A 26050-nucleotide genomic window follows, 5' to 3' on the forward strand; every position below is an offset into this window, starting at 1 on the left:
GTTGAAGATAATCTACAATTATAATTGGGTGAAATCAATGCCGAAAAAACTTATCTTTAATCGAGCTTGAATATATCGATCGCTCTTATTCTTGATGTGCGATCGATTATTCAGCAAGCCCTATCTAAGAAGTCTGCTGGCAGGACTTGCTTTAATTCGCATCCAAGACCCGATCGCTCTAAGTATAAATTCAGAACCCGAACCTGATATTGCTGAGCGTGCAAATCGCCCCTCGGCTGTACCAAAATTTTCATCCCGCACCAGACAATATTTTATTATTAATAGAAATAGCTGACACGACTTTAGAAACAGACCGCAAGCGGAAAGCACCGGCTTATGCTAAGGGGGGAATTACTGATTATTGGATACTTGATGTTAACACGCGGCAAGTTTATGTTTTTCGCGAACCGGGCGAGGCCAACTACCGACAAGAAACAGTATTTAATGAAGATGATGTTTTGTCAATGCTGGCATTTCCAGACATAGAAGTTCAGATTTCCCAACTGTTTCCTTAAGTAGGGGCAGGTTTTACCCAGAATAATTGCCTAAGACAAATAATCTCGTAAACCTGCCCCCACCAACCTATCAATTATCAATTATCAATTACCAATTCTTCAGAATAATCCCGATCGCTACAAAAAATTGAGTATTTGGGTCTAGCGCGAGTTATACTCCTACTACAAAGCCCCCACCTGCAAAATAGCCCCGAAATCAAAGTTTATGAGCAACACTTCCCCGCCTCAAGCAGCCGCCAACAATCCCGCCACACAAAAACTCAGCCTCTCAACAAAATTAGCTTATGGTGCCGGCGACCTCGGCCCAGCAATTACCGCTAATGTTTTGGCATTTTACCTCCTAGTTTTCTTTACCAATGTCGCTGGTTTACCTGCCGGCTTAGCCAGCAATATTTTGGTAGTTGGCAAGGTTTGGGATGCGATAAACGACCCGATTGTGGGGGTTTTGAGCGATCGCACTTCTCACCCTTGGGGCCGCCGATATCCTTGGATAATATATGGTGGCATTCCCTTCGGCATATTCTTCTTATTGCAGTGGATTGTACCTAGCAGGGATCACACAGTGTTATTTTGGTACTATGTTGCGATCAGCATTTTGTTCAACACCGCTTACACGGCTGTCAATCTTCCCTACACTGCTCTGACTCCAGAACTTACTCAAGACTACAACGAACGCACTAGCCTTAATAGTTTTCGCTTTGCTTTCTCAATTGGCGGCAGCATCTTTTCATTAATCTTAGCTCTAATTATCTTTGCTGTATTTCCCAACAACCCGAATCAACAATATTTTGTATTAGGTGCAATCTGTGCAGTTATCTCTGTCTTGCCTTTGTACTGGTGCGTTTGGGGAACTCGCAAGCGCGTCGCCGCCCAACTATTAGAAAACGCAGAACTAGATAATTCTACATCCTTACCACTGAAAGAACAGTTGCAGATTGCATTTAGCAATCGCCCTTTTTTGTACGTAATTGGAATTTATCTTTTTTCTTGGCTGGGAGTGCAGTTGACTGCTACTATTATTCCCTACTTTGTTGTTAACTGGATGCAACAGCCCCAGTACGTTTTTAGCTTGGTTGCGATCGCAGTTCAAGGCACTGCATTAATCATGCTATTTGTTTGGAGTAAAGTCAGCGAAAGATACGGCAAAAAAGCCGTATATTTTATGGGCATGAGTTTGTGGATTATTGCCCAAGCTGGACTGTTTTTCCTGCAACCAGGACAAGTAGTCCAGATGTACCTGCTAGCCGTCATGGCAGGTGTCGGAGTTTCCACTGCTTATCTTATACCTTGGTCGATGATACCGGATGTGATCGAACTCGACGAACTGCAAACCGGAGAAAGACGCGAAGGCATTTTCTATTCATTCATGGTACTGCTACAAAAAATCGGATTGGCAGGGGGTTTGTGGTTGGTAGGCCAAGCATTAGAAAGAGCTGGATTTCTCTCTACAGTTCCCGGACAGCCGGCACCCGTACAGCCAGATTCTGCGCTCTTTGCCATTCGAGTTGCGATCGGGCCACTGCCCACAATTGCTTTAATTGCTGGCATGATTCTCACATATTTTTATCCGATAACCCGCGAAGTTCATGCAGAAATTTTGTTGAAACTTCGAGAAAGAAAAGCACAAAATTCGTAACCTGTAATTAGTATTTGGTAATTAGTAACATCAAAAAATAACAACTACAAATAGCTAAGTCGGGCGATATCAATAGCAATCCTCCCATCAGGTGCTAACTCTTTTTTTGTCTTAAGAATGTGTATCATCCTCTTTCATCGGTTAGTTCAAAAAAAAGCCTGTTGCGCTTTTACCGAAAGGATTGCTATAGCTTGCTTGGAGGGCGAACAAAAGCGATAGTTTTAGTAAGAGTCCCGCAACCCAGAAACTTAGTTTTTTTTACTAAAAAATATAAATCGCGTAGCGCCATCCACCCCGGTAGACAAACCCACAAGGCTTGAGTTGTTCGAGATGTCGATCGAGTTTGAGAACACAAATTATTAAATTTTATGTCTGTCGCGGACTATTGAGAGTAGTGTGTGATATAGTGGCGACGACGAGTAAGTCTATAAACTTCCACAGTCATCCAGCTACTCAAAAAGTTTATAATTAAAAGAAGAGACAAATTTTTCTCGGAAATTGATTCGATTAGTTGCCGTTCCAAAAATTTGCTGAATGTTACTAATTATATCTACATGGAAAATGCCAAACGTTTTAGCCTGTCAGTTAACGAGTAAGTTAACATATGCTTCTGCCGTGGACTGCGAACCGAAAAAGGTCATAGATTACAAAGCAATACCAGCGCAAGCGACGGCTGAGGTGTTACAGTCAATTGTAAAAGTTTGGTAAAGTTATTGCGCCCCCTACCGCGAAGCTGAGCGACACCGGAAAAAGTGTGCTTCGTCGCCCGGAAACCCTACATACAAGCACAACGCAGCAGATCCAAATGCAGTCCGATACAACTCTCCAGAAGTTGTAAAATAACTTTTGCAGCCGGCACAGCATAGGGATTTAGTTATTTTTGTATACTATGTGAAAGTCGTGAGAACTATTAGAAGGAATTGGGCTCGACCAACCAAGAATCTCCTGTGATATCCTTAAGCCAATGCTCAAAGTATCAACTAGAAGGCTCGCAGAACAAAGCTGATTTTACCCCCAAAATATCAAAGAGGTCAACATGGAAAGAGAACAGGACGCTCATATCGTACCCATTAGCAACCAGAGCCGACAGGTGCAGCAATTTTCCGTTGACGAGGGAGAAGAGTTAAGCGCGCAGCCTCAGAAAGGATTGAATCTAAAACCGTTGTTGAGGACTTTTCAGCGAAAAGCCCTAATCATTATTGGGATTATAGGTCTAGTAGGCGCTGGAGCTTATTATCAGATCAAAGGAGGCAAGAAAACATATCAAGGCGATTTTCGGATGCTAGTGGAACCCGTGACAACGGAGGCCAGAATTGCTGACCCCGCTGCCCTCGCCAATCGCACCGAGGGGGGAGGAGTACCTAATCGAGATTTTTTTAGTTTGGACTACGCAACTCAACTTCAAATTCTCCAGAGTCCTCAGATGCTGTCGGCTATTGTTAAACAAGTCCAAAAACGATATCCAAAATTTACCGAGAAACTTCTTCAAAAAGAATTAGTCGTTGTGCGGATGGGAGAAGATCAGATGACGCTGACTAAAATTTTGGAAGTTCGCTTCCTGGGGAATGAGCCTGAATTTGTTGAGTTCGTTTTACAAGAAACTAAAAAGAAATATTTAAAGTACAGTCTTGATGAACGCAAGACTCGGATTGGTGAAGGTGTTAAATTTATTGAAGACCAGCTTCCGGGACTCAATAAGCGCGTAAACGACCTGAAGTCGGAGTTACAGGTTATACAGCAGCAGCAAAAGATTACCAACCCTCAAGAACAAGGCGCGCAATTGATCGCGCAAGTTCGCACCGTAGAAACTTTAGAGTTAGAAACTCAAAGGCTACTGGAAGAACAGAAAACGCTGTACGCTAACTTGCAAAAACAATTAGATTTTACACCCAATGAAGCTATTGCCGCTTCAGCTTTAAGCGAAGAACCTCAATATAAAGAGTTGCTGACCAAGGTTAAGGAAGTAGAAGGGCAGATTGCTGTAGAAACAGCTCGTTTTAAATCTGCTAACCCTATAGTGGAAGCTTTAGAGCGCAAGCGGGCAAATTTAGTAGCTTTGCTCAACCAGCAAACTGATCGAATTTTGGGGCAAAATTTAGTAGGCACCCAAGCTAATTCTAAAGTTCAGAATTTTCAAAATTCTATTCGCATAGGCTTGATTAAACAATTGGTTGATACTGCTAACCAAGTTGAAGTCTTAGAATCTCGCCTTCAAGCAATCACCCAAACTAAAAACAATTTAAACAGGCAAGCAACAGAATTCCCCAGCATAGCCCGCCGCTACAACGAACTGCAACAGCAATTAGAAGTAGCCGCCCGCACCCGTGATCAACTTTTAAGCCAGCGGGAAAATCTGCGCGTCCAAGCAGCTCAAAGCCAAGTACCTTGGGAAATAATTTCTGAACCACGGATACCGCGAGATGAGAAGGGCGAGTTGATGACAGTTCCATCGAAAGCTAAAAACAAATTTTTGATGGCAGTTGTTGGAGCGCTAGTTTTGGGTCTGGGATCGGCTATCCTCATTGAAAAGTTCCGCAATATTTTCTACTGTGCTGATGACGTTAAAGATGCTGTTGAATCGCCTTTATTGGGAGCAATTCCTCTTGACAAAAATGCTAGAAAATTGCCGCCTTCTATTGCTAATGCCTATGCTTATCTTGAAGGAAAAGAGGGTAATAAGAAAATTGCTGCGGAATTTATAGAAGCTTTTGACTCTCTTTATACTAATATCCGCTTTCTTTCTTCAAATCGAACGATTCGCTCTTTGGCAATTGGTTCGGCTACAGTTGGCGAAGGCAAATCTACCGTTGCTTTAAACTTAGCTCACGTGGCAGCGCTGGCGGGTCAGCGAGTGCTGTTAGTAGACGCGAATTTGCATTCCCCCAGCCTGCACTTGCTGTTGGAAGTGCCTAATGTCAAGGGATTGAGCAACTTGCTCGACAATAAAAACGAACCAAATGAAATTATCCAACGATCGCATCTAGCAGATAATCTTTTTGTATTAACTGCCGGTCTCCCGGAGCCTGGTACTGCCAGACGGCTGGCATCATCTCAGATGCAGTATTTAATGGAAGAACTTCAGGCAAAATTTGACTTAGTTATCTACGATACGCCGCCGCTGGCGGACAGTAAAGATACGAATTTTTTAGCGGCGCGCACCGATGGAATACTGATGGTTGTAGCAATTCGCCAGGTTCCCTTTTCTTTAGTCCAAAAAGTTTTCAGTCAATTAGAAAATTTTGGCATACCATGCTTGGGCACAGTTGCGAATCATGCCTCTAAACGCAAGAAGTATCCAGCATCTAGATCATCAGTTGTTGAAGATAAAAATGAATATTTGAATTTGACACCAGCACCGTCTCGTATCCGCAAACTAGCTCCTAAAAAAGAGTGACACCCAAAAAAGCTGACCCCAAAAAAAAGGATACAAGCCCCTGACAGGAGTCATGGAACTCCCAAAGTTTTAGACTCTTGTTCAAACTCCCAGATTCCTCTGTGGAGGAAATCGAAAATCGAAAATCGTTCGACTGAGCGCGGCTTGACTAAGCGCTCGGCGAACCTCTTAGGCCGAAATCTAAAATCTAAAATGTAAAATCTAAAATCTAAAATTGACTGATGGCGGACTAATTTCCATCCGGGTTGGTAGGAAATGTGACTATAAAATTAGTCCAGCCATTCCTGCTTTCAACCTCAATTTTTCCCTGCAACTGTTCGACAAGTTTTTGAACCAAAGCTAAACCCAAACCTGTACCTCCTTGTTTCCAAGGATCGGCGTTGGGAACTCGATAAAATTTCTCAAAAATTCGAGGCAATTCCTCTATGGAAATCGACGATTGATTGCTGAGTGTAAATTGGATTTGTGAAGCCACAGCACTTGCTTGTCGCGAATTTTTCCTTTGTCCTCCTTGTTCGCCGTCTCCGTTTTTGCACTCGACTTTCAGAGAAATTTCGCCGTCATTGGCCGTATATTTGCAGGCATTGTTGAGGAGTTCGGCTAAAATTCGTCCCAAACTAGCGCGGTTGGAACTGATCGTGGGGAGGTGGCGATCGCACTCTACTCGTAAATCCTGGTGACGGTTGTGGGCCCGGGTGTAAAACGGGTCGATAATAGTAGGCAGCCAGACTTCTAAGTCTACTGGTTCGAGGTCGATCGGACAAGTTGCAGCTTCGAGCCGCTGCAAATCTAGCAAAGCATTAATCAAATCTGTTTCTCTAGTACATTCTGTTTCTAAAATTTCTAGATAAATCTGGCGTCGCTCTGGTGTGGGAGAAACTCTCAGCATATGAATAGCCATTTTTATATTAGCTAAAGGCGTCCGCAGTTCGTGAGAAACTGTGCTGAGAAATTCATCTTTGAGGACGTTTAAATGCTGGAGTTCGTGAACTTTTTGTTGCAATTCGGCGGTGCGTTCTTGGACTTGGCGTTCGAGGTCGGTGTTGAGATTTTGGACTTGCTGATAGAGTTGGGCTTGCTGAATGGCGATCGCGATTTGAGTTGCCAGTTGCAGCAGCAAATCCACTTCAGAAGGTTGCCACTGACGGGATTGGGAACACTGATGAACACACATCATCCCCCACAAATTGCCGTCTTGCAAAATTGGTACAATCAAATAAGCTTTGATTTGCGCTTGCTGGAACCGCGCATATTTTTCGGCGCTCAAACAGGCTTGGTCGATGTCGGGGACGGCATAAATTTCCTGTTCGATCACCGAAGCAGATTCTTGCCAAATATTATCCGGCAGGATTTCTCCCAAGATTGAAAGCCAATTTTCGGCAACGGATTCTGCCACTACAATGCCGTAATTGCTGGACTCTAAATGCAGGATTGCTACTCGGTCAGCTTGCAAAACTTGGCGGACTTCATCGACGCTGGCGTTGAGAATTTCTTCGAGGTTTAAGGATTGGTGAATCCGCAAGGAAATGTGAGTTAACAGCCGATCGCGCTGCAATTGTTCGTGGAGTTTTGCAGTCCGTTCCCGCACCTGCTGTTCTAGTTTGGCGTTGCGGCTTTGCAACAGTTCCACTTTTTCGGCTTGGAGTTGATAAACCGACTGCTGCAACTGTTTGACAACTCGGTACATTTCGGTGGGATCGAGGACTCTGAGCAAGCTGGTCTGAGTAATAATTCCCAACAGTTCTCCGCGTCCCCCGCACACGACCAACCGCTGCACTTGTTGCTGCTCCATTTCTTTGTGCGCCGTCCATAGGGAATCGGAAGGTTGAAGAAATTGCAGGGGAGTTCTCATGACTTTTTGAGCTGGGGTTTGCTGGAAATTTAGTTCAAGAAACTGTGCCTGCACAAGGTCATATTCGGTAATAATTCCCAGGGGTTGGTGAAAAGAATAGTGAAAAATGGAGGTATAGTCATCTTTGGGCTTCTCCATTGTTAATTCTTTGTTTTTTGTAATCACGACACAACTGACTTGATGCTCTGACATCAGTTCGGTTATGCTCAGCAGCGAGGCGGTGTGGGGCGCTGTAATTGGCGTAGTCATTAATTCTGCTACCCGCCGCAATTTAAGAATGTTTGAAGGCTGCAATACTTGGCGAATTCTTTCCCGTGTCAGCACTCCTACCAAGTGGCGAAATTGATTGACGATCGGCAAATAGCGAATCTTGTGCTGGCGAAATAAGGATAAAGCGGTAAACACGTCTTGGTCATCGGATTCTGTGAGGGAGACAGGCAACGGAGACATCACTTCGGAAATTGGTATTTTGTGCAGACCTACTTTGTGCTGGCTGTCTATTGTGCCAGAAGCTATCAGCCTCACTAGGTCGGCGGGAGTTAATATGCCGATTAACAGCCCGCGGCTGGGGTTGTCGGATAAGTTGCCTGTGATAATAGTCTGCTGGTTCTGCACGACGAACACGCAGCGGGCACGCACCTTTTCCGGCGCGGATGTTTCGGTCATCACCCCCCGGTCTGAGGGTACAGGTGTTTTGACTAGGGGACAACTGTTTTGCAACTGACTCATCAGGGCGATCGCCACTGCTAAGGAAGTTTCTGGCCCGGCAGTTAGGGGGTAGCGATCGATCGCTTGTTCTAAGGCTGAGGAGTAAAAGGGCGGGTGGTAGAACGGCATAGTTGATTGCAGGTTGTCAGAGGGCGGCTAACTATCGGGCAAAGCCTTAGGGAACGGCAGAAACACCTCGCCTGTGCTTGGGATTTAAATAATAGACTTTCTAATTGATTATTTCTATACAATCTGAGCTTTAGATTAATGGTGTCACTAATCCGCAATCTTACTGATCTCAAATCCTTGGGCGGTTTTTACTGCCTGCTTTTCCCCTGAGACTCCCCTATAATCAAAATAACCCGAATGTAAAGTTTTACTACAAGATTTATCCATAATGACAACTTTAAGCTTAGAGCAAATTGCAGCCAAGTTAGAAAGCCAAAATTCAGCCGATCGAATGGTGGCTTTGGCCAACTTGCGGAACGTGCCTGCTGCAGAGGCGGTGCCTTTGATTAAAAAGGTGTTGAACGACGAAAGTTTGCAGGTGCGATCGATGGCTGTGTTTGCTCTTGGGGTCAAACCGACAGCAGAGTGCTATCCCATTCTAGTCAAATTGCTAGAAACAGACCCAGATTACGGCATTCGCGCTGACGCTGCGGGTGCTTTGGGCTATCTGGAAGATATCCGAGCTTTTGATGCTTTGGTGCGGGCTTTTTACGAAGATACTCAATGGCTGGTGCGCTTCAGTGCTGCTGTTTCTCTGGGGAATCTTAAAGATCCCCGGGCTCGCGATGTGCTGCTGAAAGCTCTCGACAGCGAGCAAGTGGTGATTCAGCAGGCGGCAATTTCGGCTTTGGGGGAAATTAAGGAAATTGGGGCGATTGATCGCATCCTCAATTTTGCTCAGTCGGAAGATTGGCTGATTCGCCAGAGGCTGGCTGAAGCTTTGGGCAATTTGCCGAGTGTTAAGAGCGTTTCGGCTTTAAAATACTTAGAAAAAGATAGTAATTCTCAAGTATCTAAGGCGGCAACAATTTCTCTTGATCGCCTGTCAAAAGCAGAAGCGTGACATAAAACTTTTAGTATGTAGAAAAACCCGGTTTATTCAATAAACCGGGTTAATCCGTATTTTAGCAATCTTAATAAAATTTATAGAGTATTCAGTAAAACCAGAATGTATTATTTAAGCTGCGAGGCTAAATCGCAAGTTAAAATAGTTGTCAATCTCCTTTAACCCAAACTAATCATGAATCAAGCCCCCAATCCCTTTAACTCAAATCCCTCCAATCCGCTAGACCCCTTGGAGCAAGAAGTTGACGAGCAAGGTGAAGCATTGCCGAAACAGTACCACCCGGCAACTAAAAAAACTCTGCAAAAAGTCTTTATTATCCTGGTAGTTGTCGGGGCAATTATTGGGGGAATTTTATCTATAGGGGTGATTTCGCTGATGCAAAAAGCCGGACTCACTGATGTGCCGGCCCGGGTACAGACTCCGAAGTAATATCCACTCCCAAGGATCTGTCGATGGTGAATGCACTGATTTTCTGGGATGAAACTTGAGAAACTATGATGTTTTGTATGGATGTTTTCAAAATAATTGATGGTTAAAAATTCTACGGCTGCGCCCGATCGCATTTCACAACGACAGATTTCGGAAAAACTTGTCTCCTCCGGCTTTCACGCTCTTTCTGACCCCCTGCGGATTCAGATTTTGGAGTTGCTGCGAGAACAGGAGTTGTGCGTTTGCGAATTGTGCGATCGGCTTGGAGTCCCTCAGCCTAAACTCTCTTTTCACCTCAAAACCTTGAAGGATGCAGCTTTAGTCCGCAGCCGCCAAGAAGGCCGCTGGATTTACTACAGCATCAATTTAGCCCAGTTTGTCGCCCTCGAACAGTACCTCGCGGAATACCGCCGCTTCAGCCAGATCCTGCCGGCGCGCCCTTGTTCTGACGCAGATTAACCCATCAACATTTCTTAATGGGTTTATTGCCTGTTTGTCTTCCCTCATACTTGACATATCAATTTTTATTGATATGATTCCAGTGTACCCCTTAGTTATGGCATTGGGTGAGGTCAATGAACCCAGCAGAAAAGCCCAAGGTTTCCGCACTAAGTATAATTGCTTTGACCATAGGTGCGATCGGGCTTCTCAACTCCTGCGGACAAGTCCAGTCGCCAGAATCGCAAAGCATTAAAATAGACGGTTCCAGCACCGTGTATCCAATTACGGATGCGATGGCAAAAGAATATCAAAATACGAATCCCAAAAAAGCATCAATTACTGTTGAATTCTCCGGCACGGGCGGCGGATTTAGAAAGTTTTGTGCGGGCGAAACTGACATCAGCAACGCCTCGCGACCCATCAGCCCGGAGGAAATGGAAGCCTGCAAGAAAGCTGGCATCCGCTACTACGAATTACCTGTCGCCTTTGACGCGCTCACAGTAGTAGTCAATCCCAAAAATGACTGGGCTAAAGACATTACTGTAGAGGAATTGAAAAAAATTTGGGAACCCGCCGCCCAAGGAAAAATTACCCGCTGGAATCAGATTCGACCCAATTGGCCAAACCGACCGATAACCCTCTACGGTGCAGGCAAAGATTCCGGTACATTTGATTACTTCACAGAGGCAACAGTAGGTACTGCGAAAGCCAGCCGCACCGACTATACAGCGAGTGAAGACGATACAGTTTTAGTGCAAGGAGTTAGTAAAGATGAAAATGCTTTAGGTTACTTTGGATTTTCCTATTACGAAGACAACCAAAGTCAATTGAAAGCTGTAGGTATTGACAGAGGCAAAGGAGCAGTGTTGCCCTCCCGCGAAACTGTAGAAAAAGGTCAGTATCAGCCCCTGGCACGACCTCTATTTATCTATGTCAACTACAACTTGGCTCAAAACAAAGTAGAACTACGCAACTTTGTAGAATTCTATATGAATAAAGCTCCCACCTTAGTGAGTTCTGTGGGTTATATTCCTTTACCAAAACAAGGCTATCAACTAATTTATCAGCACTTCTACAATGGCAAGGTGGGGACAGTTTTTGGTGGAAAAGCTCAGCTTGACTCGACAATTGGGGAGTTATTGAGGCAGCAGGCAACTTTTTAGGTATCAGTGGTCATCTGTCAAATGTTTTAGCTTGTTAGCTGTAAATCTAGATTGGTAACTAAAATCTAACAAGAGAGGTAAATTTATCACGGATCGACTCAATGTTCAAGTCAGTTTATAAGACAGCAAGCAGCTTGTTCTCACCAGAGTGCAGGAGAGAAGCAATCGCAGAATTCGTCGGTACGTTTATTCTGGTTTTTGCTGGCACCGGCGCGGTGATGGTTAACAAAATTAGCCAGGGTGCTGTTACTCATTTAGGCATCAGTTTTGTCTTTGGAGCAGTTGTAGCCGCGATGATTTATGCTACCGGTCATATTAGCAGCGCCCACCTGAATCCGGCTGTAACATTAGCTTTCTGGGCGAGCGGCTTTTTTCCAAGCAAACGTGTTTTGCCCTATATTTTGGCCCAGTGTGCGGGGGCCATCGCAGCTTCTCAAGTGCTGCTAATTACTTTAGGAAAAGTAGCAAATCTCGGTGCAACAGTTCCTCTCAACAGTAACTGGTTACAGTCTCTAATCCTAGAAACAGTATTGACGTTTATCTTAATGTTTGTTATCTTAGGTTCGGGATTAGATAGGCGCGCTCCCATCGGTTTTGCAGGAATAGCAATTGGGTTAACGGTAGGACTGGAAGCCGCATTTATGGGGCCAATTACCGGAGCGAGCATGAATCCGGCTCGATCGCTCGGCCCGGCTTTAGTTGGCGGCATTTGGGAACACCATTGGCTTTACTGGGTTGCTCCGATTTGGGGAGCACAATTAGCAGTAGCAGTTTATCGGGAACTGTCGAACGGATTTCGGGATTTTAATTGAAAGTATCATGACAAGTTTTACGCACAAACCGAGAATTTTGTTTCTATACGGCTCTTTAAGAGAGCGTTCTTACAGCCGTTTGTTGGCGGAAGAATCGGCGAGAATTATTGAGGGTTTCGGTGCCGAAGTTCGAGTTTTCAATCCTCTAGAACTGCCGATTTACGGCAGCGTTCCCGATACCCATCCGAAGGTTCAAGAATTGCGGGAACTGAGTCTTTGGTCGGAGGGTCAAGTCTGGTCGAGTCCAGAAATGCACGGCAATATTACCGGCATTATGAAAAATCAAATTGACTGGATTCCTTTAAGCATTGGGGCTGTCAGACCGACTCAAGGCCGAACTTTGGCGGTGATGCAAGTTAGCGGTGGTTCGCAATCTTTTAATGCGGTCAATACTTTGAGAATTTTGGGCCGCTGGATGCGGATGTTTACGATTCCGAATCAGTCTTCGGTTGCTAAGGCTTATCAGGAGTTTAATGAAGATGGGACGATGAAGGATTCGCCTTTTCGCGATCGCGCGATCGACGTAATGGAGGAACTGTACAAGTTTACCTTGCTGTTACGGGAGCAAACCGACTATTTGACCGATCGCTACAGCGAACGCAAAGAACAAGCCGCTAAAGAGGCGATCGCACTAGCAAATCGCGCCCTTGAATTACCGGGCGCTTAGAAACCGCCGGGGCGCTAACAACTAACAACTAACAACTAACAATCAACAAAAACCATGAAAAAAGTAATGTTTGTTTGCAAAAGAAACTCCTGCCGATCGCAAATGGCAGAAGGATTCGCTAAAACCATCGGAGCCGGCAAGATTGGAGTCACCAGTTCCGGGTTAGAATCAAGCAGAGTTCATCCGACAGCAATTCAAGTCATGTCAGAAATCGGCATTGACATCACCGATCAAACATCAAACCCCTTAAGCGAATTCAATGCAGAAGACTACGATGCAGTAATTTCTCTGTGCGGCTGCGGCGTGAATTTACCCGAAGCGTGGGTATTGCGAGAAGTGTTTGAAGATTGGCAACTCGACGATCCCGACGGACAACCCATCGAAACTTTTCACCGCGTGCGAGATGAAATTAAAGCACGAGTTGAAACATTAGTTGACTCTCTAAAGTAAGATTAGGCTCAAAATTATCACCCTTGTCTTGTCGGTTTTAACTGAGATCTTGCACCATTTTCAACAAGTTTTTTATGAACAGGCTTTCCGGCCTGTTCCACAGGAGATAAATTTTCTTGTGGAACAGGCCGGAAAGCCTGTTAAGCGAGAATGGTGCAAGATGTGAGTTTTAACTGAGTTGCAGTATTGTCAATAAGCCTTGTACGGGCGGGCTCTCCGGCCCAACCCCTACTCCCCACAAGAAATTCACTCTTTGTGGAACAGGCCGGAAAGTTTGTTCTTAAAAATAGTGCAAGATGTGAGTTTCAATTAACTTTATAGCGACAGGTTAAAATTTGTCGCTGTCGCATCCACAGAATTAGTGCTAAATTATCAGAGGCGTTCCGCCGGAACGCCTCTAAATCCGTTGCGAGCATAGACTAAAAAGTTTAGCACATGATTCAGACAGCAGTCACCCCTTTCAAAAACAAACTTCACTCAGCTTTAACTAAAAAGCAGATTACAGTTTTACAAATTAATCTCGGCAAACGCTGCAACCTGGCTTGCACTCACTGCCACGTAGAAGCTAGCCCGACACGAACAGAAGAACTTTCCCCGGAAATTTGCGACCAATTAATTGAAATTATTCGCCGCTTTCCTCAAATTAAAACTGTTGATCTCACCGGCGGTGCTCCCGAAATGCTTTACGGTTTTAAACCGCTAGCAGAAGCTGCCAGGGCGGCAGGTAAAGAGGTAATTGTTCGTTCTAATTTGACGATTTACTTTGAAAAAGGTTTTGAGGATATTCCCGAATATTGCGCGCAGCATCAACTAAGAATTGTGGCGTCGCTTCCCTGCTACCAAGCTGACAATGTGGACAAAATGCGTGGCAACGGTGTTTTTGACAGTTCGATTCGGGCGCTGCAAAAGCTAAATCAGTTGGGATACGGGAAAAACCCAAATTTAAGTCTGGATTTGGTGTACAATCCACAAGTGCCGACAACAGACAAATTTTCGCTAACACCGGAACAAGGCAAGTTAGAGCAAGATTACAAGGTTTATTTAGCAGAACATTTTGGGATTTGTTTTAATCAATTGTTCGCGATTACTAATTTGCCGGTGGGACGGACTAAGTTTCATTTGGAACATAAGAAACTGCACAAGCCTTATGTCGGGTTTTTGGAGGATAATTTTAATCCCGGTACTCTGGAACATTTAATGTGTCGTAACGAATTGTCGATCGACTATTTGGGCAATGTCTACGACTGCGATTTTAACCAGATGGAAAATCTGCCGGCGAAAACTGGCAATGGGGAAAAAATAAATACTGCTAAATTGCTCGCATCTGGCAGTTTAGATGTGATTCAAGAGGTGCAAACGGCTGCTTATTGTTACGGCTGTACGGCGGGTAGCGGTTCTAGCTGCGGCGGTACTTTGATTTAATTTAAGGGAAAAGTTGCGCTTTATTACAAAGTTTTTTAGCGCTAAAGCGCAACTACAAACCTTATGGTGTATGCAATGAATGAATGAGTGGGGAGTTTAGGTAATGAATGATTCGCGATCGCCCGATGAAAATCCGCAGCCATCAAATAGGTGGAAGCTGATTTTAGGGATTGGTTTAGCTGTGGCTTTGATTGCAGCGACCCAGTTTTTCAACTTTCAAGGAATTCTGAAAAATGTGCTGGAGTCGATCGCGAGTCTCGGCCCTTGGGGCCCGGCAGCTTTTATTTTAATTTACATTGTAGCAACGGTTTTATTTATCCCCGGTTCCTTGCTGACTCTCGGTTCTGGCGTTTTGTTCGGAGTCGTTGGCGGTTCGATTTGTGTTTCCATCGGCTCGGTTTTAGGCGCAACTTGCGCTTTTTTGGTAGGGCGGTATTTAATTCGCGACTGGGTTTCCAAACAGATAGAAGGCAATCAAAAATTTAAGGCGATCGACTCCGCAGTTGCCTCTGAAGGATGGAAAATTGTGCTGCTGACGCGACTTTCTCCCATTTTTCCGTTTAATTTGCTTAACTATGCTTTTGGAGTCACGCAGGTATCTCTAAAAGACTATTTTTTGGCATCTTGGATCGGCATGATTCCCGGAACAGTCATGTATGTTTATATCGGTTCCCTGGCCGGGAGTTTGGCTGCACTTGGATCTAGCGGGCGATCGCGCACTGCTGCTGAGTGGACTCTCTACGGCATTGGTTTGCTAGCAACGATCGCCCTCACCGTTTATGCAACCCGCTTGGCTAAAAAAGCTTTAGACGAAAAAATTTCTCCTTGAAACCACAGCACAAATTGGTAAAACTGTCAAGAGAGTTTTACTCATACATTATAATACATTGCTAATCTAAAAAACTCCGTATTTTCTCTGTGTTATTTACAATTATTTTGTTATACAAACGAGATAGATATTAAAGATATCGTAAAGCACAAACCTCAAATACGTAAACCGAAGGTCGAAATATAAAATTGATGCCAAAATAGAAGGCGAGCGCCCAACCATAAGAAAAATTGTTTGCAGTCAGGAATGTAAGTCATACCATTTTAAATTTTAGATTTTAGATTGCGAATGACTGATGGCTACCAGGATTTGAATCTTGGCTACAGTTGCATTCTTTTCTTAAACTGTCTCACTACTTACCTGATATTAAGTCTGCCGAATGACGAAGACCGTTTGATGAAGTTGACTCTGAGGGAACATTTGATGATGCAAAACCCAGCCAATCAAGCCAGATCTGTGTCTGCGCCGCCGCCACAAACAAAAAAGCTGCGCCGCTTTTGGCAAAACATCAGCAATTCGGCTCAATCACGGTGGCAGCAAGCGCACAGTCTTTGGCAGCACAGACGGCAGCGCCGCCATTTGCTGACCCTGCTAATTCTGACCACCAGCGCTTTAACCATTAGCACAACTGCTTGCATCAGCTATTTTTTTGTGCGTGGACTAATCCTCGACAATTTAAAGCAAATAGCACTATTAAAACTCGAAAAAGGCACCGACGAAATCGACCGCTGGCTCAGCAGCCGCAAAGCAGAAATAGAAACCATTGCTTACGATCCTACGGTTGGCACTCTCAATTGGCAATTAGTCGAACCCCGGTTGCAAGGAGAAATATACAGGTTAAAAGAGTATTTCATCCTGTCATTAACTCAACCAGACGGCTCATTTATCAACACTCTAGGCAACCGCGCGAACAGCAAAGACCGCCAACATTTCCAAAAAGCAATGGCCGGACACCTAAACGTTTCCGACCCGCTGATCGGCCGCAGTACAAAAGTTTCTACGATCATCATTTCAGCTCCTATTTGGGCTTTGCCTCCCGCTCCCAATCAAGTAATTGGAGTCCTATCGGGCAGCATTAAATTAGACAGAGTAACATCTGTCGCTAACAGCTTGCAGTACGGTTCCGATAGTTATGCTTTTGCGCTCAATTCACAAGGAGTGCCAATTGTTCATCCCAACAATAACTTAATCGGAAATATCGACCGCGAGGTCCCAAGCTTTTTACAGTCACAAGACCCCGCACTCTCCACAATTGCGCGGCAGATGATCGACCGCCAGACGAACATCCAACTGGTAAAAATAGACAAAAAATGGGTGTATGTAGCCTACGCACCCCTCAAGGAAGTTAACTGGTCGATGGCTTTAGTAATTCCCCGCGAAAATATTGAATCCAAACTACAAGCATTAAATTTGCTGACATCCGTAGTCGCCGGACTGCTCATCCCGGCAATGCTAGCAGCAATTTGGCTAATTTATTCCTCCGAAAACAATCGCGCTCAAGCGGAGCGGGAAGCCATGCTCAACCGGATTGCAGGACGCATTCGCGCTTCCCTGGAATTAGACCAAATCGTGCAAAGTACAGTCGAAGAAGTAGTAAGTTTGCTGCATCTAGAACGGGCGGCTTTTGGTTGGTACGAGCCGCAAAACAAAAGGTTAAAAATCCTGTGGGAATCTTGCCCATCTGATTCTCCGACACAAGCCATAAAGTTTGAGTCTTACTTTCTCGAAAATGTGTTATTACGGAGTGGTCAAGGCGAACCAATTATTCTTTCGAGCGACACTTGGGCGAAGGGTGTAACTCAACCTCCGGAACTTAAAGCTAATAGCTATTTAGCCGTACCTGTCCAGACTCAAAACCAGCCGCAGGGTTATTTAATTTGCAGCCACGTTACTCATTGGCTTTGGAGCACGGAGGAAATCCAACTGTTAAAAGCCGTGGCCGACCAATTGGCGATCGCAATTACTCAAGCTCACCTTTACAGTCAAACCCAAGACCAAGTAAAACTACTTAATAGTGCCTTAAATGAACTGAAAAAGACTCAAACTCATTTAGTGCAGAGCGAAAAAATGTCATCCCTCGGTCAAATGGTAGCTGGAATAGCGCACGAAATCAACAACCCCGTTAACTTCATTTCGGCTAATTTGCCTCACACCAGCAAATATACTAAAGATTTATTAGAGTTGGTAAGTTTATACAAAGAAGCCTTCCCAGAGGTTCCCCAGGAAATCGCCGATTTTACCGAAGAAATCGAGTTAGAATTTATCGAGGAGGATTTGCCGCATATATTGGATTCTATGAAAATAGGAACCGAACGCATTCGCAGCATAGTTCTTTCTTTGCGAAACTTTTCTCGCCTTGATGAATCTGACAAAAAGCTGGCGGACATTCACGAAGGTATAGAAAATACGTTACTGCTGCTCTCTAACCGCATTAAAAATAGAATTTATATAGTCAAGAAATACGGGAAAGTGCCTTCAGTCGAGTGCTATCCGTCTCAGCTCAATCAGGTGTTTATGAACTTGCTGAGTAATGCGATCGATGCCTTGAACGAGATCGATCGCCTGGATAAAATTATTACTATTTCCACGGGAGTAGTTCGCGAACATGGCGCTAAATTTCTGAAAGTGGCGATCGCCGACAACGGCCCCGGTATTCCCGACAGCGTTAAAGACCAAATTTTTAACCCATTTTTTACTACTAAAGAGGTGGGCAAAGGCACTGGTTTGGGATTAGCAATTAGCTACAAAATTGTAGTGGATGGACACGGGGGCAGCATCACAATTTCTCAACCTCCGGGCTGCGGCACGGAGTTTTTGGTAAAAGTTCCTATTAGTAACGGGAAGTAAGACTATTTTAGATTTTAGATTTTAAATTTGGGAAGACCTGATAATACAAGGTTTTGGATATTATCTAGAGTTGCATTATTTTTGGAAACAGGTATCAGGAGGAAGTGGGAATGGAAGCCCACGGAGTTTGTAACCGAGGTAAGGGATAGAGGTTCGAGGGAAGATGTTGGAGGGGACAAAAAGTTTTAATTAATGCTAAGTTGACGGGCCTTGGCTAAAATGAGAAGAGTTTTTGTTAAAGGAGTTTTATGGCTGTTGGCAAGGATACAATTTTCGAGCGCTTTTTGTCGCCCCTGATTCGACTGGCGATCGACGAAGAAGCACTGAAACGACTCTACGAAGGCATCGATTGGGAAACAGCGGGCGATCGCTACCGACAACCCGACTTAGTTTATCCCGAATATTACAGCAGCCAAAACTTTCACGGCATTAAACGCGGCTACCTCAACCCCAGTGCCGCGGTTTCCTACGATCCAATCACGCAATATGTTTTGCCTCCCCACGAAACAGTCGTCAGGCAAGGCTTAATTGACGCTGTGCGGGTGAAACCGCGCCGAATTATCGATTTGGGATGCGGCACTGGTTCGACAACGCTCATGCTCAAGCAAGCCTTTCCCCAAGCGGAAGTTGTCGGGCTGGACTTGTCGCCTTATATGCTGGTAGTTGCCGAAATGAAAGCGCAAAAAGCCGGCTTAAATATCCAGTGGTTGCACGGAAATGCCGAAAGCGTTGCTTTTGGCGATGGCAGCTTCGATTTAGTCGCAGCTTCCTTGCTGTTTCACGAGACGCCACCTGTTGTATCGCGGGCAATTTTGCGAGAAAGCTTCCGACTGCTGAAGGTTGGGGGACAAGTGGCAATTTTGGACGGAAATCAAAAAACTTTGCGGCAGACAGAGTGGCTGACTGATATCTTTGAAGAGCCTTATATTAAGTCTTACGCCGCTGGCTGCGTCGATGCTTGGGCGGGGGCTGCTGGATTCGCGGCGGTGCAAACTCAGGAACACTGGTGGGTGCATCAGGTGACGCAGGGCGTTAAACCTTTGCCTGGGGAAGATTTGGAACAGATGCGAGTGGCAAGGGGGTGGAATTTGGGCGATCGAACTCCTGATTTTGATGGCGATTTACCAGGCATTCCAGCTCCTGCTTGATCTATTAACTGTTGCCTGTTAATTGTTAACTGTTAGCAAACTAATGACTAATGACTCATGACTAATGACTCTAAAAGCAGTTTTATTTGATTTTAATGGCGTGATTGTTAATGACGAGCCAATTCACGAGAAAATAATCGATCAATTGATGCTCGATGAAAATCTCCAGCTCAAACGTGGGGAGTTTCGAGAAATTTGTTTGGGAAGGAGCGATCGCGCTTGCATTACCGAACTGCTCAAGCGCCGAGGACGATATCTAACAGAAACATATCTCGATCGACTGCTGCAGCGCAAGGCCCAAGCTTACAAAGCTCAAATAGATACTTTGGAGAAACTGCCGATTTATCCCGGTTTGGCAGAATTTATTGACAAAATTCGGATCGCCGGACTGAAAATGGCCGTAGTTAGCGGAGCAATGCGATCGGAGATAGAATGGGTGTTAGATCGGGCCGGTTTGGCAGCAAACTTTGAGTTAATTGTCGCAGGCGACGACTTGAGGGCGAGCAAACCAGCACCTGACGGCTATCTATTGGCTGTGGAACTTCTCAACCAGAAATATCCCGAATTTAACCTGCAACCGATCGAGTGTTTGGCGCTAGAAGATACTTTTGCGGGAATTGAAGCGGCGAAAAAAGCGGGGATTCAGGTAGCGGGTGTGACTCACACTTACCCGTTTCACATGATCCAGCGCCAAGCTAATTGGACGGTGGACTATTTTGCTGATTTAGAGTTGGACAGAGTGGCGCAAATTTGCTCGATCGCCCCCACTGAGCCGGCTGCGGAAAAAACTTGACCTTTTTAGCAGTTACGTGCTAGTGTAGGTGACGGTCTGCGAACGTGAGAGCAAGCAAGACCTGTAAGCCTTTTAGATTCGGCAATCCCGCATCTAAAATGCTAAATTAAAACTCAATCCGGGGAATTAGCTCAGTTGGTAGAGCGCTGCGATCGCACCGCAGAGGCCAGCGGTTCGAGTCCGCTATTCTCCATATGTCAAATAACAAATTATGTGTCGTCGTTAACACATTAATGTGATCATAATAGACAATATCTAGCTTCAAGTTTGAGAGGAGGCCGGAAGTGCGATCGCAAACTCTGCTCCCCCTCCCAAAGATGAAATTACCTCTATTTTTCCCCGATGTTTTTCCACAATCTGGTAGCAAATTGCCAGGCCAATGCCCGTGCCTTTTCCTGGTTCTTTAGTTGTAAAAAAAGGGTCAAATAGCTTACTTTGGATTGCGAGTGAAATGCCAGGGCCGTTATCGCTAATTCGCACCAAAATTTGGCTACTGTCCAACTTTTGCGTCTGAATTAAAATCTGAGGAATTTTACTTTTTTTAGAGTTATTCCCTGACTCTTCTAGTGCATCTATCGCATTTACTAGAATATTCATAAATACTTGATTTAGCTGCGCTGGATAACACTCTATTTCTGGCAATTCTCCATAGTTTTTGATAACTTCAATTCCCTGCTTGAGGCGACTGTTCAAAATCAATAGTGTATTGTCAATGCCTTCATGGATATCAACTAATTTCATTTGAGATTCATCTAAGCGAGAGAAGTTTCGCAAAGACAAAACTATTTGCCGGATGCGTTCTGAACCTATTTTCATAGATTCAAGCAGTTTTAGTAAATCCTCTGTGAGAAAGTCTAGTTCTATCTCTGCGATTTCTTCTGCGATCGCCTCGGTGGGTTGCGGGTATTCCTGCTGATAGAGACGAATTAACTTTAGCAAATCTATAATATACTGGTTGGCGTATTCTAGGTTGCCGTGAATAAAGTTAACAGGGTTGTTTATTTCATGGGCTACCCCGGCCACCATCTGCCCTAAACTAGACATTTTTTCGGTTTGAATTAACTGGGTTTGCGTGTGCTTAAGTTGGTAAAGTGCTGCTGTAAGTTCTTCTGTTCTTTCTTCTACTCGCTCTTCCAAAGTTTGGCGATACAGCTCTAATTCATGGGTGTATTCTGCTACCCATTCAACTAATTGATTGATGGATTTGGCTAAGGTTCCCACTTCATCTTCTGTAGTAACAGGTACTTGCAAATCAAAATTTGCTTGTTGAGTAATAGTTTTAGCAACCCTCGTTACCGCTTGGAGAGGAAGGGCGATCGCGCGGCTGGTACAGATGGCTAGAAAAATAGCGATCGCGACTGATACTAACATACTCACTACGATGATTTGGACTCGCAATTCCTCAGCTTTATTAAAATTAATGTAGGCTTGTCTCTGCTGTGCCTTAGCTACTTGTGTCATCAAGCTCAAACTCTCTGACAGCCGCTCAAACTTAACATCCAGCTTAACTGCTTTATCCCCTCTGATTAAATCCAATACCTGCTGCTGTGCCTCTTTAACTTCCTCTGGTTTTAGTGAGGAGGGCTCTATTTCTTGCCAAAAAGATTTGAGCAATTGAGAATACGAATCTGTCGCAGTTGTGTAGCCGTTTAATAATCCTTTTAACTCAACCGACTTTACTGCTAATTTTGTGGAATGTTCTTCCGTAAAAAAAGCTAGTTCAGCAATATTTTTTTGGACTACATCAACATCTTTCAAGAACTTAGCAGTTTCATATTCAAACCAGATTGAATCTCCCAATACAGAGATTAGCCGTTTGGGATGTGACTGCACTGCTTGCACAGAATATTCTAAATCCCTGAGCAAATCTTGTTGCTCGTCGGCGAAGGTTAAAGCTTGGAATGCTTGATTTTGGTAATAGTCTCCACAGATCATTCCCCCTGTGGTTCCTAGTACGGCTATTCCAATTGCTACGGAGTAGCCATAAGTAATTTTTTTGGCAATGCTTAAGCGAGAAATTAAGCGGTTAATGGCAGTCAAGGGAGTTTTTCGGAGAGAATTTTTGATGTCGCGATCGCCTTCAGTCACAGCAACCTTATTTTTTCGTCTATTGAGGGTAAGATTGTTGAAGCTTACAGCCCCATTTTCTCCCTGTTCAAATTTTTGCATCCTGGCAACCTGAGCTAAATTTTAACAATTTTATTAGTAAATGCACATAAAGTCTCTTATTCGTAAACTGTTACGCATTTAAACCACTAACGAGGCTTGTAGGGTGCGTCAGTTATAACACTTACGCCGACTTGGGAAACACTTCTGTACGCTCCGCACCCTACTATCGTATTTTAAATGCCAAACAGCTTAGTAGGGGGAATATTCCCTAGAGTTTATGAATTAAGGATTAAGCCCTACTACAAAGTCGGCATTAGATAAAATTTAACCTTAAAAGACATTCCCCTGACCAATGGCTTTATAAACTTCACGAATTATGTTATAATCACTGTCGTTTGCTGGCACCAGTTTAGCTCCTTGATACTTATCATTAGCTTTTCCAACTAAAATTGCTTGAATTAGCTTCTCTTGATTTTCTACCAGGCGATGGCGGATTTTTTCAACCAGAGTATTAGGCAGGTTACTACTAGCTACAAACAAGTCACTAGGTAAGGGTTTCCCGGTGGCAATAATCCGAAAATCATTGGCCGATAAACCATCTATTTTTAGTAAATCGTTGTATCTATTCACACCAATTCCTAAGGCATCAACTTGGTTTTTTTTAAGAGCCTGCAAACCCTTTTCTCCCAACATTGAGATTTTGAAGTCAGATTGGGGATTTAAGCCAGCATCCATGAGAATTTTAATCGGGCTTAGATGACCACCAGTTGCACCTATTTCCCACATAGCTATGGTTTTACCTTTCAACTGTGCTGCTGACTTAATCTCGCTATTGGCAGGAACAGCAATAATTGAGTGATAGTCGGGGCGGGTGATGGCAATGATGGGAACAGCATTTGTCCGCGCCCGCATAATCACATATTCAGATGGCCCTGTTAGAGCTAATTTTAGCTGACCGGACTGGAGAGCTACGGCTGCTTCTATATAGTTATCTACTGGGAACAATTCAATTTTTTTCTCTAAAACTTCCCCAAGAACAGTCCGAAATGCTTGATAATTTTGCTGCAAATCTTCTGCTCCCTTAACATCAGTTACGGCAAATTCAAGGGTTTCTGGTTCACTTAGGGTCAAATTGGAAGAACTACGATTAGATTGATTTACTGTTGTAGAACAGCTTGCTACAAACAATAGGGATAACCCAACAAAATGCCGCCGCTTCATAATTTTTAGGATTTTTAGTGGCAGTTGAAAATTGCCTAACTATTATAAGCTATTTGGAATAAGCTTTCATTAAAATAGATTATCCATTGGTTAAACTTCAGTGCGGCAAAATTTTTATTGCTCGGTGTTTGGGTTAGCAGCGTAAGGCAGCGGATATTGTAAACTTAACTCCTTAAACGCTGCCCGTGGTAACTGACATGAATCGCAAACGCCACAAGTAACTTCACCGTCGGCGTCACAAGACTAAGTTTTTTCCGAAGGCACTCTCCAATTATTGCCTAATTTAATGATTTCTGTCTTGTTTAGCTCAATCAGCGGTGTTGAGATAGAAATTGCTTCGCCTTCTCTCCCTTGTTTTGTCCCTAGCCGCAATACTTCTTGCAGGGCTTGAATATAATCGGGGCGAAAGTCTCGATAGCCGGAATAGTCTAAAGCTTTGACGCCAATGTAAACGCGATCGGCGTTGAGACTTTCAGCCCAGGCGAAGCCAAAACTTAGGAAAATTGTATTGCCGGAGGTAGGTGATCGGGATGCTTTCGGAGAGTTGATCGAGGGTGCTCGCGCCAAAAAGCGTCTGGCTTTCCTGCAATGGCTTTGAAGGGAGCGATCGCCTCAACGGAGTTCGATCGAGTACAATCTCCTATTACCAGCACGCCTGAAAAGGACTTTGATTGTCTAATCAACATTTTAAGCTGTTTTTTCAAAAAATCAAGCTTAATTTGTTAGACGCTGCCGTAATTTTTGCAAGTCCCGTTTTTTAAGAAGCGACACAGAAGTTGTCAAAAGTTTAAATAGCGATAATGAGCGTGTTCAAGTGACTGCTGTAATTTCGGTGTGAGAAAAGCTGCTCTAATCCTTAGATAGCAAGGACTTCAGCTCATCGTAGTCAGACGACATTAATTTGTTAAAGCGACAAATAATTTATTATTCGACAATCAAGGTGATTTACACAAGTGCGATCGTACTCAAAGCGCAGTGCGATCGCCACCCGTTTTGAGAGACTGTACTGTAAATTGTTGAAAATTCTCCTTAAACATTAATTTACTTAATAATAAATTTTGTATCCAAAAATACAACTATCTTATTAAGGGAGTCTTAATATCAAGTCGCTATGTGTTATTATTCTCAATCATCTGACTCATCTATTCAAGAGTAACAAGAAAAAATGACAAAGCGATTCGATCGGCGGAAATTTCTTTTATACAGTTCTGCTACCCTAACATCAAGTTTATTTCTCAAAGCTTGTAGGACTCCCACTCCAACAGCAACTCCCGCCGCTTCTCCTTCTCCAACTTCAACAGGAACACCAGCAGCAGGTGGCGGAAACACGATCAAAGTAGGAATTTTGCATTCGTTGAGCGGCACGATGTCAATCAGCGAAAAAAGCGTTGTCGATGCCGAACAATTAGCGATCGAAGAAATCAATAAAGCTGGCGGCGTCCTCGGCAAACAAATCGAAGCAGTAATAGAAGATGGCAACTCAGACTGGCCGACTTTTGCCGAAAAAGCCAAAAAATTGATCGACCAAGATAAAGTTGTCGCCGTCTTCGGCTGCTGGACATCCGCCAGTCGCAAAGCAGTATTGCCGGTATTTGAAGAAAAAAATCATATGCTCTGGTATCCCGTACAATACGAGGGTCAAGAGTGTTCCAAGAATATCTTTTATACCGGGGCTGCACCGAACCAACAAATCGAACCAGCAGTTGACTGGCTGCTAGAAAATAAAGGAAAAAGATTCTTCTTAGTCGGGTCTGACTACGTTTTCCCCCGGACGGCAAATACCATTATCAAGGCACAGCTAGCAGCAAAAGGCGGCGAAGTAGTTGGAGAAGATTACATTCCTTTGGGCGGTACAGAAGTCACGCCAATTATTACTAAAATTAAGGCAGCGTTGCCAGACGGGGGCGTCATTTTCAATTCCCTCAACGGCGACAGCAACGTAGCATTTTTCAAACAGTTGCAGGGTGCAGGTTTGGGGCCGGACAGGTATCCGTCAATGTCTGTCAGTATTGCAGAAGAAGAAGTAAAGGCGATCGGCGTAGAATATCTTAAAGGCCATTACGCCGCCTGGAATTACTTCATGACTGTGGATTCTCCGGCCAATACAAAATTTGTGGAAGCTTTCAAGGCAAAATACGGCAACGATAGAGTCACTAACGACCCGATGGAAGCAGCTTACATCATGGTTTACCTGTGGAAGCAAGCCGTCGAAAAAGCAGGGACAGCCGACGATTTGGAAAAAGTGCGGGCAGCAGCTTTGGGTCAAACCTTTGAGGCGCCAGGGGGCACAGTAACGATGGATGTTAACCATCACCTTTCTAAATTTGTGCGGTTGGGCGAAGTGAGAGAAGACGGTTTGTTTAACATCGCTTTTGCTACACCAGCAGCAGTGAAGCCGGTGCCTTGGAATCAGTTTGTCGCTGAAACAAAAGGCTTTTCTTGCGATTGGTCAGACCCCGCAAAAGGTGGAAAATTCAAAGCTTGATAAGTAGGTAATACCAATTTTCTTAACGTTGACAACGTATCTTCGATCCCCCTA

The 26050-nt window shown here is 44.3% G+C and carries 19 protein-coding genes, 1 tRNA gene and 1 pseudogene; 17 read left to right on the forward strand and 4 right to left on the reverse strand.

Translation table 11 applies throughout. The features are described from left to right. Positions 1–218 precede the first annotated feature (218 nt). From QUA70_RS10105 to QUA70_RS10115, 3 genes are all read left to right on the forward strand, one after another. On the forward strand, positions 219–515 hold the full coding sequence (locus QUA70_RS10105; RefSeq protein WP_333330602.1) for a Uma2 family endonuclease: 297 nt from the start codon (positions 219–221) through the stop codon (positions 513–515). A gap of 205 nt (positions 516–720) precedes the next feature. Next, positions 721–2151, forward strand: coding sequence for an MFS transporter (locus QUA70_RS10110; protein WP_333346770.1), 1431 nt, complete (start codon positions 721–723; stop codon positions 2149–2151). Positions 2152–3187: 1036 nt separating this feature from the next. Then, entirely contained in the window at positions 3188–5545 is a 2358-nt protein-coding gene (locus QUA70_RS10115) for a polysaccharide biosynthesis tyrosine autokinase (RefSeq protein ID WP_333330608.1), read from the forward strand. Between the two features lie 229 nt (positions 5546–5774). Here QUA70_RS10115 and QUA70_RS10120 read toward each other — a convergent pair whose 3' ends face one another. Further along, entirely contained in the window at positions 5775–8234 is a 2460-nt protein-coding gene (locus QUA70_RS10120; protein WP_333330610.1) for a CBS domain-containing protein, read from the reverse strand. Between the two features lie 268 nt (positions 8235–8502). On the opposite strand from QUA70_RS10120, the gene QUA70_RS10125 reads away from it, so the two are divergent. The 13 genes from QUA70_RS10125 to QUA70_RS10185 all read left to right on the forward strand — a co-directional run bounded on the left by QUA70_RS10125 (position 8503) and on the right by QUA70_RS10185 (position 20374). Next, positions 8503–9177 carry a HEAT repeat domain-containing protein gene (locus QUA70_RS10125; protein WP_006633833.1) on the forward strand — a complete coding sequence of 225 codons (675 nt, stop codon included), beginning with the start codon at positions 8503–8505 and terminating at the stop codon, positions 9175–9177. 177 nt (positions 9178–9354) lie between these two features. Then, the gene (locus tag QUA70_RS10130) at positions 9355–9609 is read left to right on the forward strand and encodes a hypothetical protein (protein ID WP_333330615.1); all 255 of its coding nucleotides are present in this window, start codon (positions 9355–9357) and stop codon (positions 9607–9609) included. A 99-nt stretch (positions 9610–9708) separates the two neighbouring features. Beyond that, entirely contained in the window at positions 9709–10068 is a 360-nt protein-coding gene (locus QUA70_RS10135; RefSeq protein WP_333346766.1) for a metalloregulator ArsR/SmtB family transcription factor, read from the forward strand. Positions 10069–10184: 116 nt separating this feature from the next. Further along, a complete protein-coding gene (locus tag QUA70_RS10140) occupies positions 10185–11213 on the forward strand; it encodes a PstS family phosphate ABC transporter substrate-binding protein (protein ID WP_333346763.1) in 1029 nt (342 codons plus the stop codon). 101 nt (positions 11214–11314) lie between these two features. After that, the gene (locus QUA70_RS10145; protein WP_333330624.1) at positions 11315–12025 is read left to right on the forward strand and encodes an MIP/aquaporin family protein; all 711 of its coding nucleotides are present in this window, start codon (positions 11315–11317) and stop codon (positions 12023–12025) included. Positions 12026–12032: 7 nt separating this feature from the next. Continuing rightward, positions 12033–12692, forward strand: a complete 660-nt coding sequence (gene arsH / locus QUA70_RS10150; RefSeq protein WP_333346760.1) for an arsenical resistance protein ArsH — start codon at positions 12033–12035, stop codon at positions 12690–12692. Positions 12693–12746: 54 nt separating this feature from the next. Further along, positions 12747–13142 (forward strand): arsenate reductase, glutathione/glutaredoxin type, encoded by a 396-nt coding sequence (gene arsC, locus QUA70_RS10155; protein WP_006633827.1) that lies wholly within the window; start codon positions 12747–12749, stop codon positions 13140–13142. A gap of 435 nt (positions 13143–13577) precedes the next feature. Then, positions 13578–14564: an arsenosugar biosynthesis radical SAM (seleno)protein ArsS gene (gene arsS, locus QUA70_RS10160; protein WP_333346757.1), complete on the forward strand. Its 987-nt coding sequence runs from the start codon at positions 13578–13580 to the stop codon at positions 14562–14564. A gap of 103 nt (positions 14565–14667) precedes the next feature. After that, complete coding sequence (locus QUA70_RS10165; protein ID WP_333346754.1) at positions 14668–15393, forward strand: TVP38/TMEM64 family protein; 726 nt, start codon at positions 14668–14670, stop codon at positions 15391–15393. 288 nt (positions 15394–15681) lie between these two features. Further along, positions 15682–18240 (forward strand): ATP-binding protein, encoded by a 2559-nt coding sequence (locus QUA70_RS10170; RefSeq protein ID WP_333330635.1) that lies wholly within the window; start codon positions 15682–15684, stop codon positions 18238–18240. 248 nt (positions 18241–18488) lie between these two features. Beyond that, on the forward strand, positions 18489–19388 hold the full coding sequence (locus QUA70_RS10175) for a methyltransferase domain-containing protein (protein WP_333330638.1): 900 nt from the start codon (positions 18489–18491) through the stop codon (positions 19386–19388). A 64-nt stretch (positions 19389–19452) separates the two neighbouring features. Continuing rightward, a complete protein-coding gene (locus QUA70_RS10180) occupies positions 19453–20181 on the forward strand; it encodes an HAD family phosphatase (protein WP_333330641.1) in 729 nt (242 codons plus the stop codon). A 120-nt stretch (positions 20182–20301) separates the two neighbouring features. Then, a tRNA-Ala gene (locus QUA70_RS10185) sits at positions 20302–20374 on the forward strand. A gap of 68 nt (positions 20375–20442) precedes the next feature. On the opposite strand, the gene QUA70_RS10190 is transcribed toward QUA70_RS10185, so the two are convergent. The 3 genes and pseudogenes from QUA70_RS10190 to QUA70_RS10200 form a co-directional block, all read right to left on the reverse strand. Continuing rightward, positions 20443–22350, reverse strand: a complete 1908-nt coding sequence (locus QUA70_RS10190; protein ID WP_333330643.1) for an ATP-binding protein — start codon at positions 22348–22350, stop codon at positions 20443–20445. Positions 22351–22620: 270 nt separating this feature from the next. Further along, the gene (locus QUA70_RS10195; RefSeq protein ID WP_333330646.1) at positions 22621–23511 is read right to left on the reverse strand and encodes a phosphate/phosphite/phosphonate ABC transporter substrate-binding protein; all 891 of its coding nucleotides are present in this window, start codon (positions 23509–23511) and stop codon (positions 22621–22623) included. A gap of 114 nt (positions 23512–23625) precedes the next feature. Continuing rightward, positions 23626–24067, reverse strand: a pseudogene (locus QUA70_RS10200) (7-cyano-7-deazaguanine synthase); the annotation flags it as partial. Positions 24068–24676: 609 nt separating this feature from the next. Between QUA70_RS10200 and urtA the strand changes: the two are divergent. After that, a complete protein-coding gene (urtA, locus tag QUA70_RS10205) occupies positions 24677–25996 on the forward strand; it encodes an urea ABC transporter substrate-binding protein (protein WP_333330649.1) in 1320 nt (439 codons plus the stop codon). Positions 25997–26050 lie beyond the last annotated feature (54 nt).

The sequence above is a fragment of the Microcoleus sp. LAD1_D5 genome (assembly GCF_036702115.1).
In the GTDB taxonomy this organism is placed as follows: domain Bacteria; phylum Cyanobacteriota; class Cyanobacteriia; order Cyanobacteriales; family Microcoleaceae; genus Microcoleus.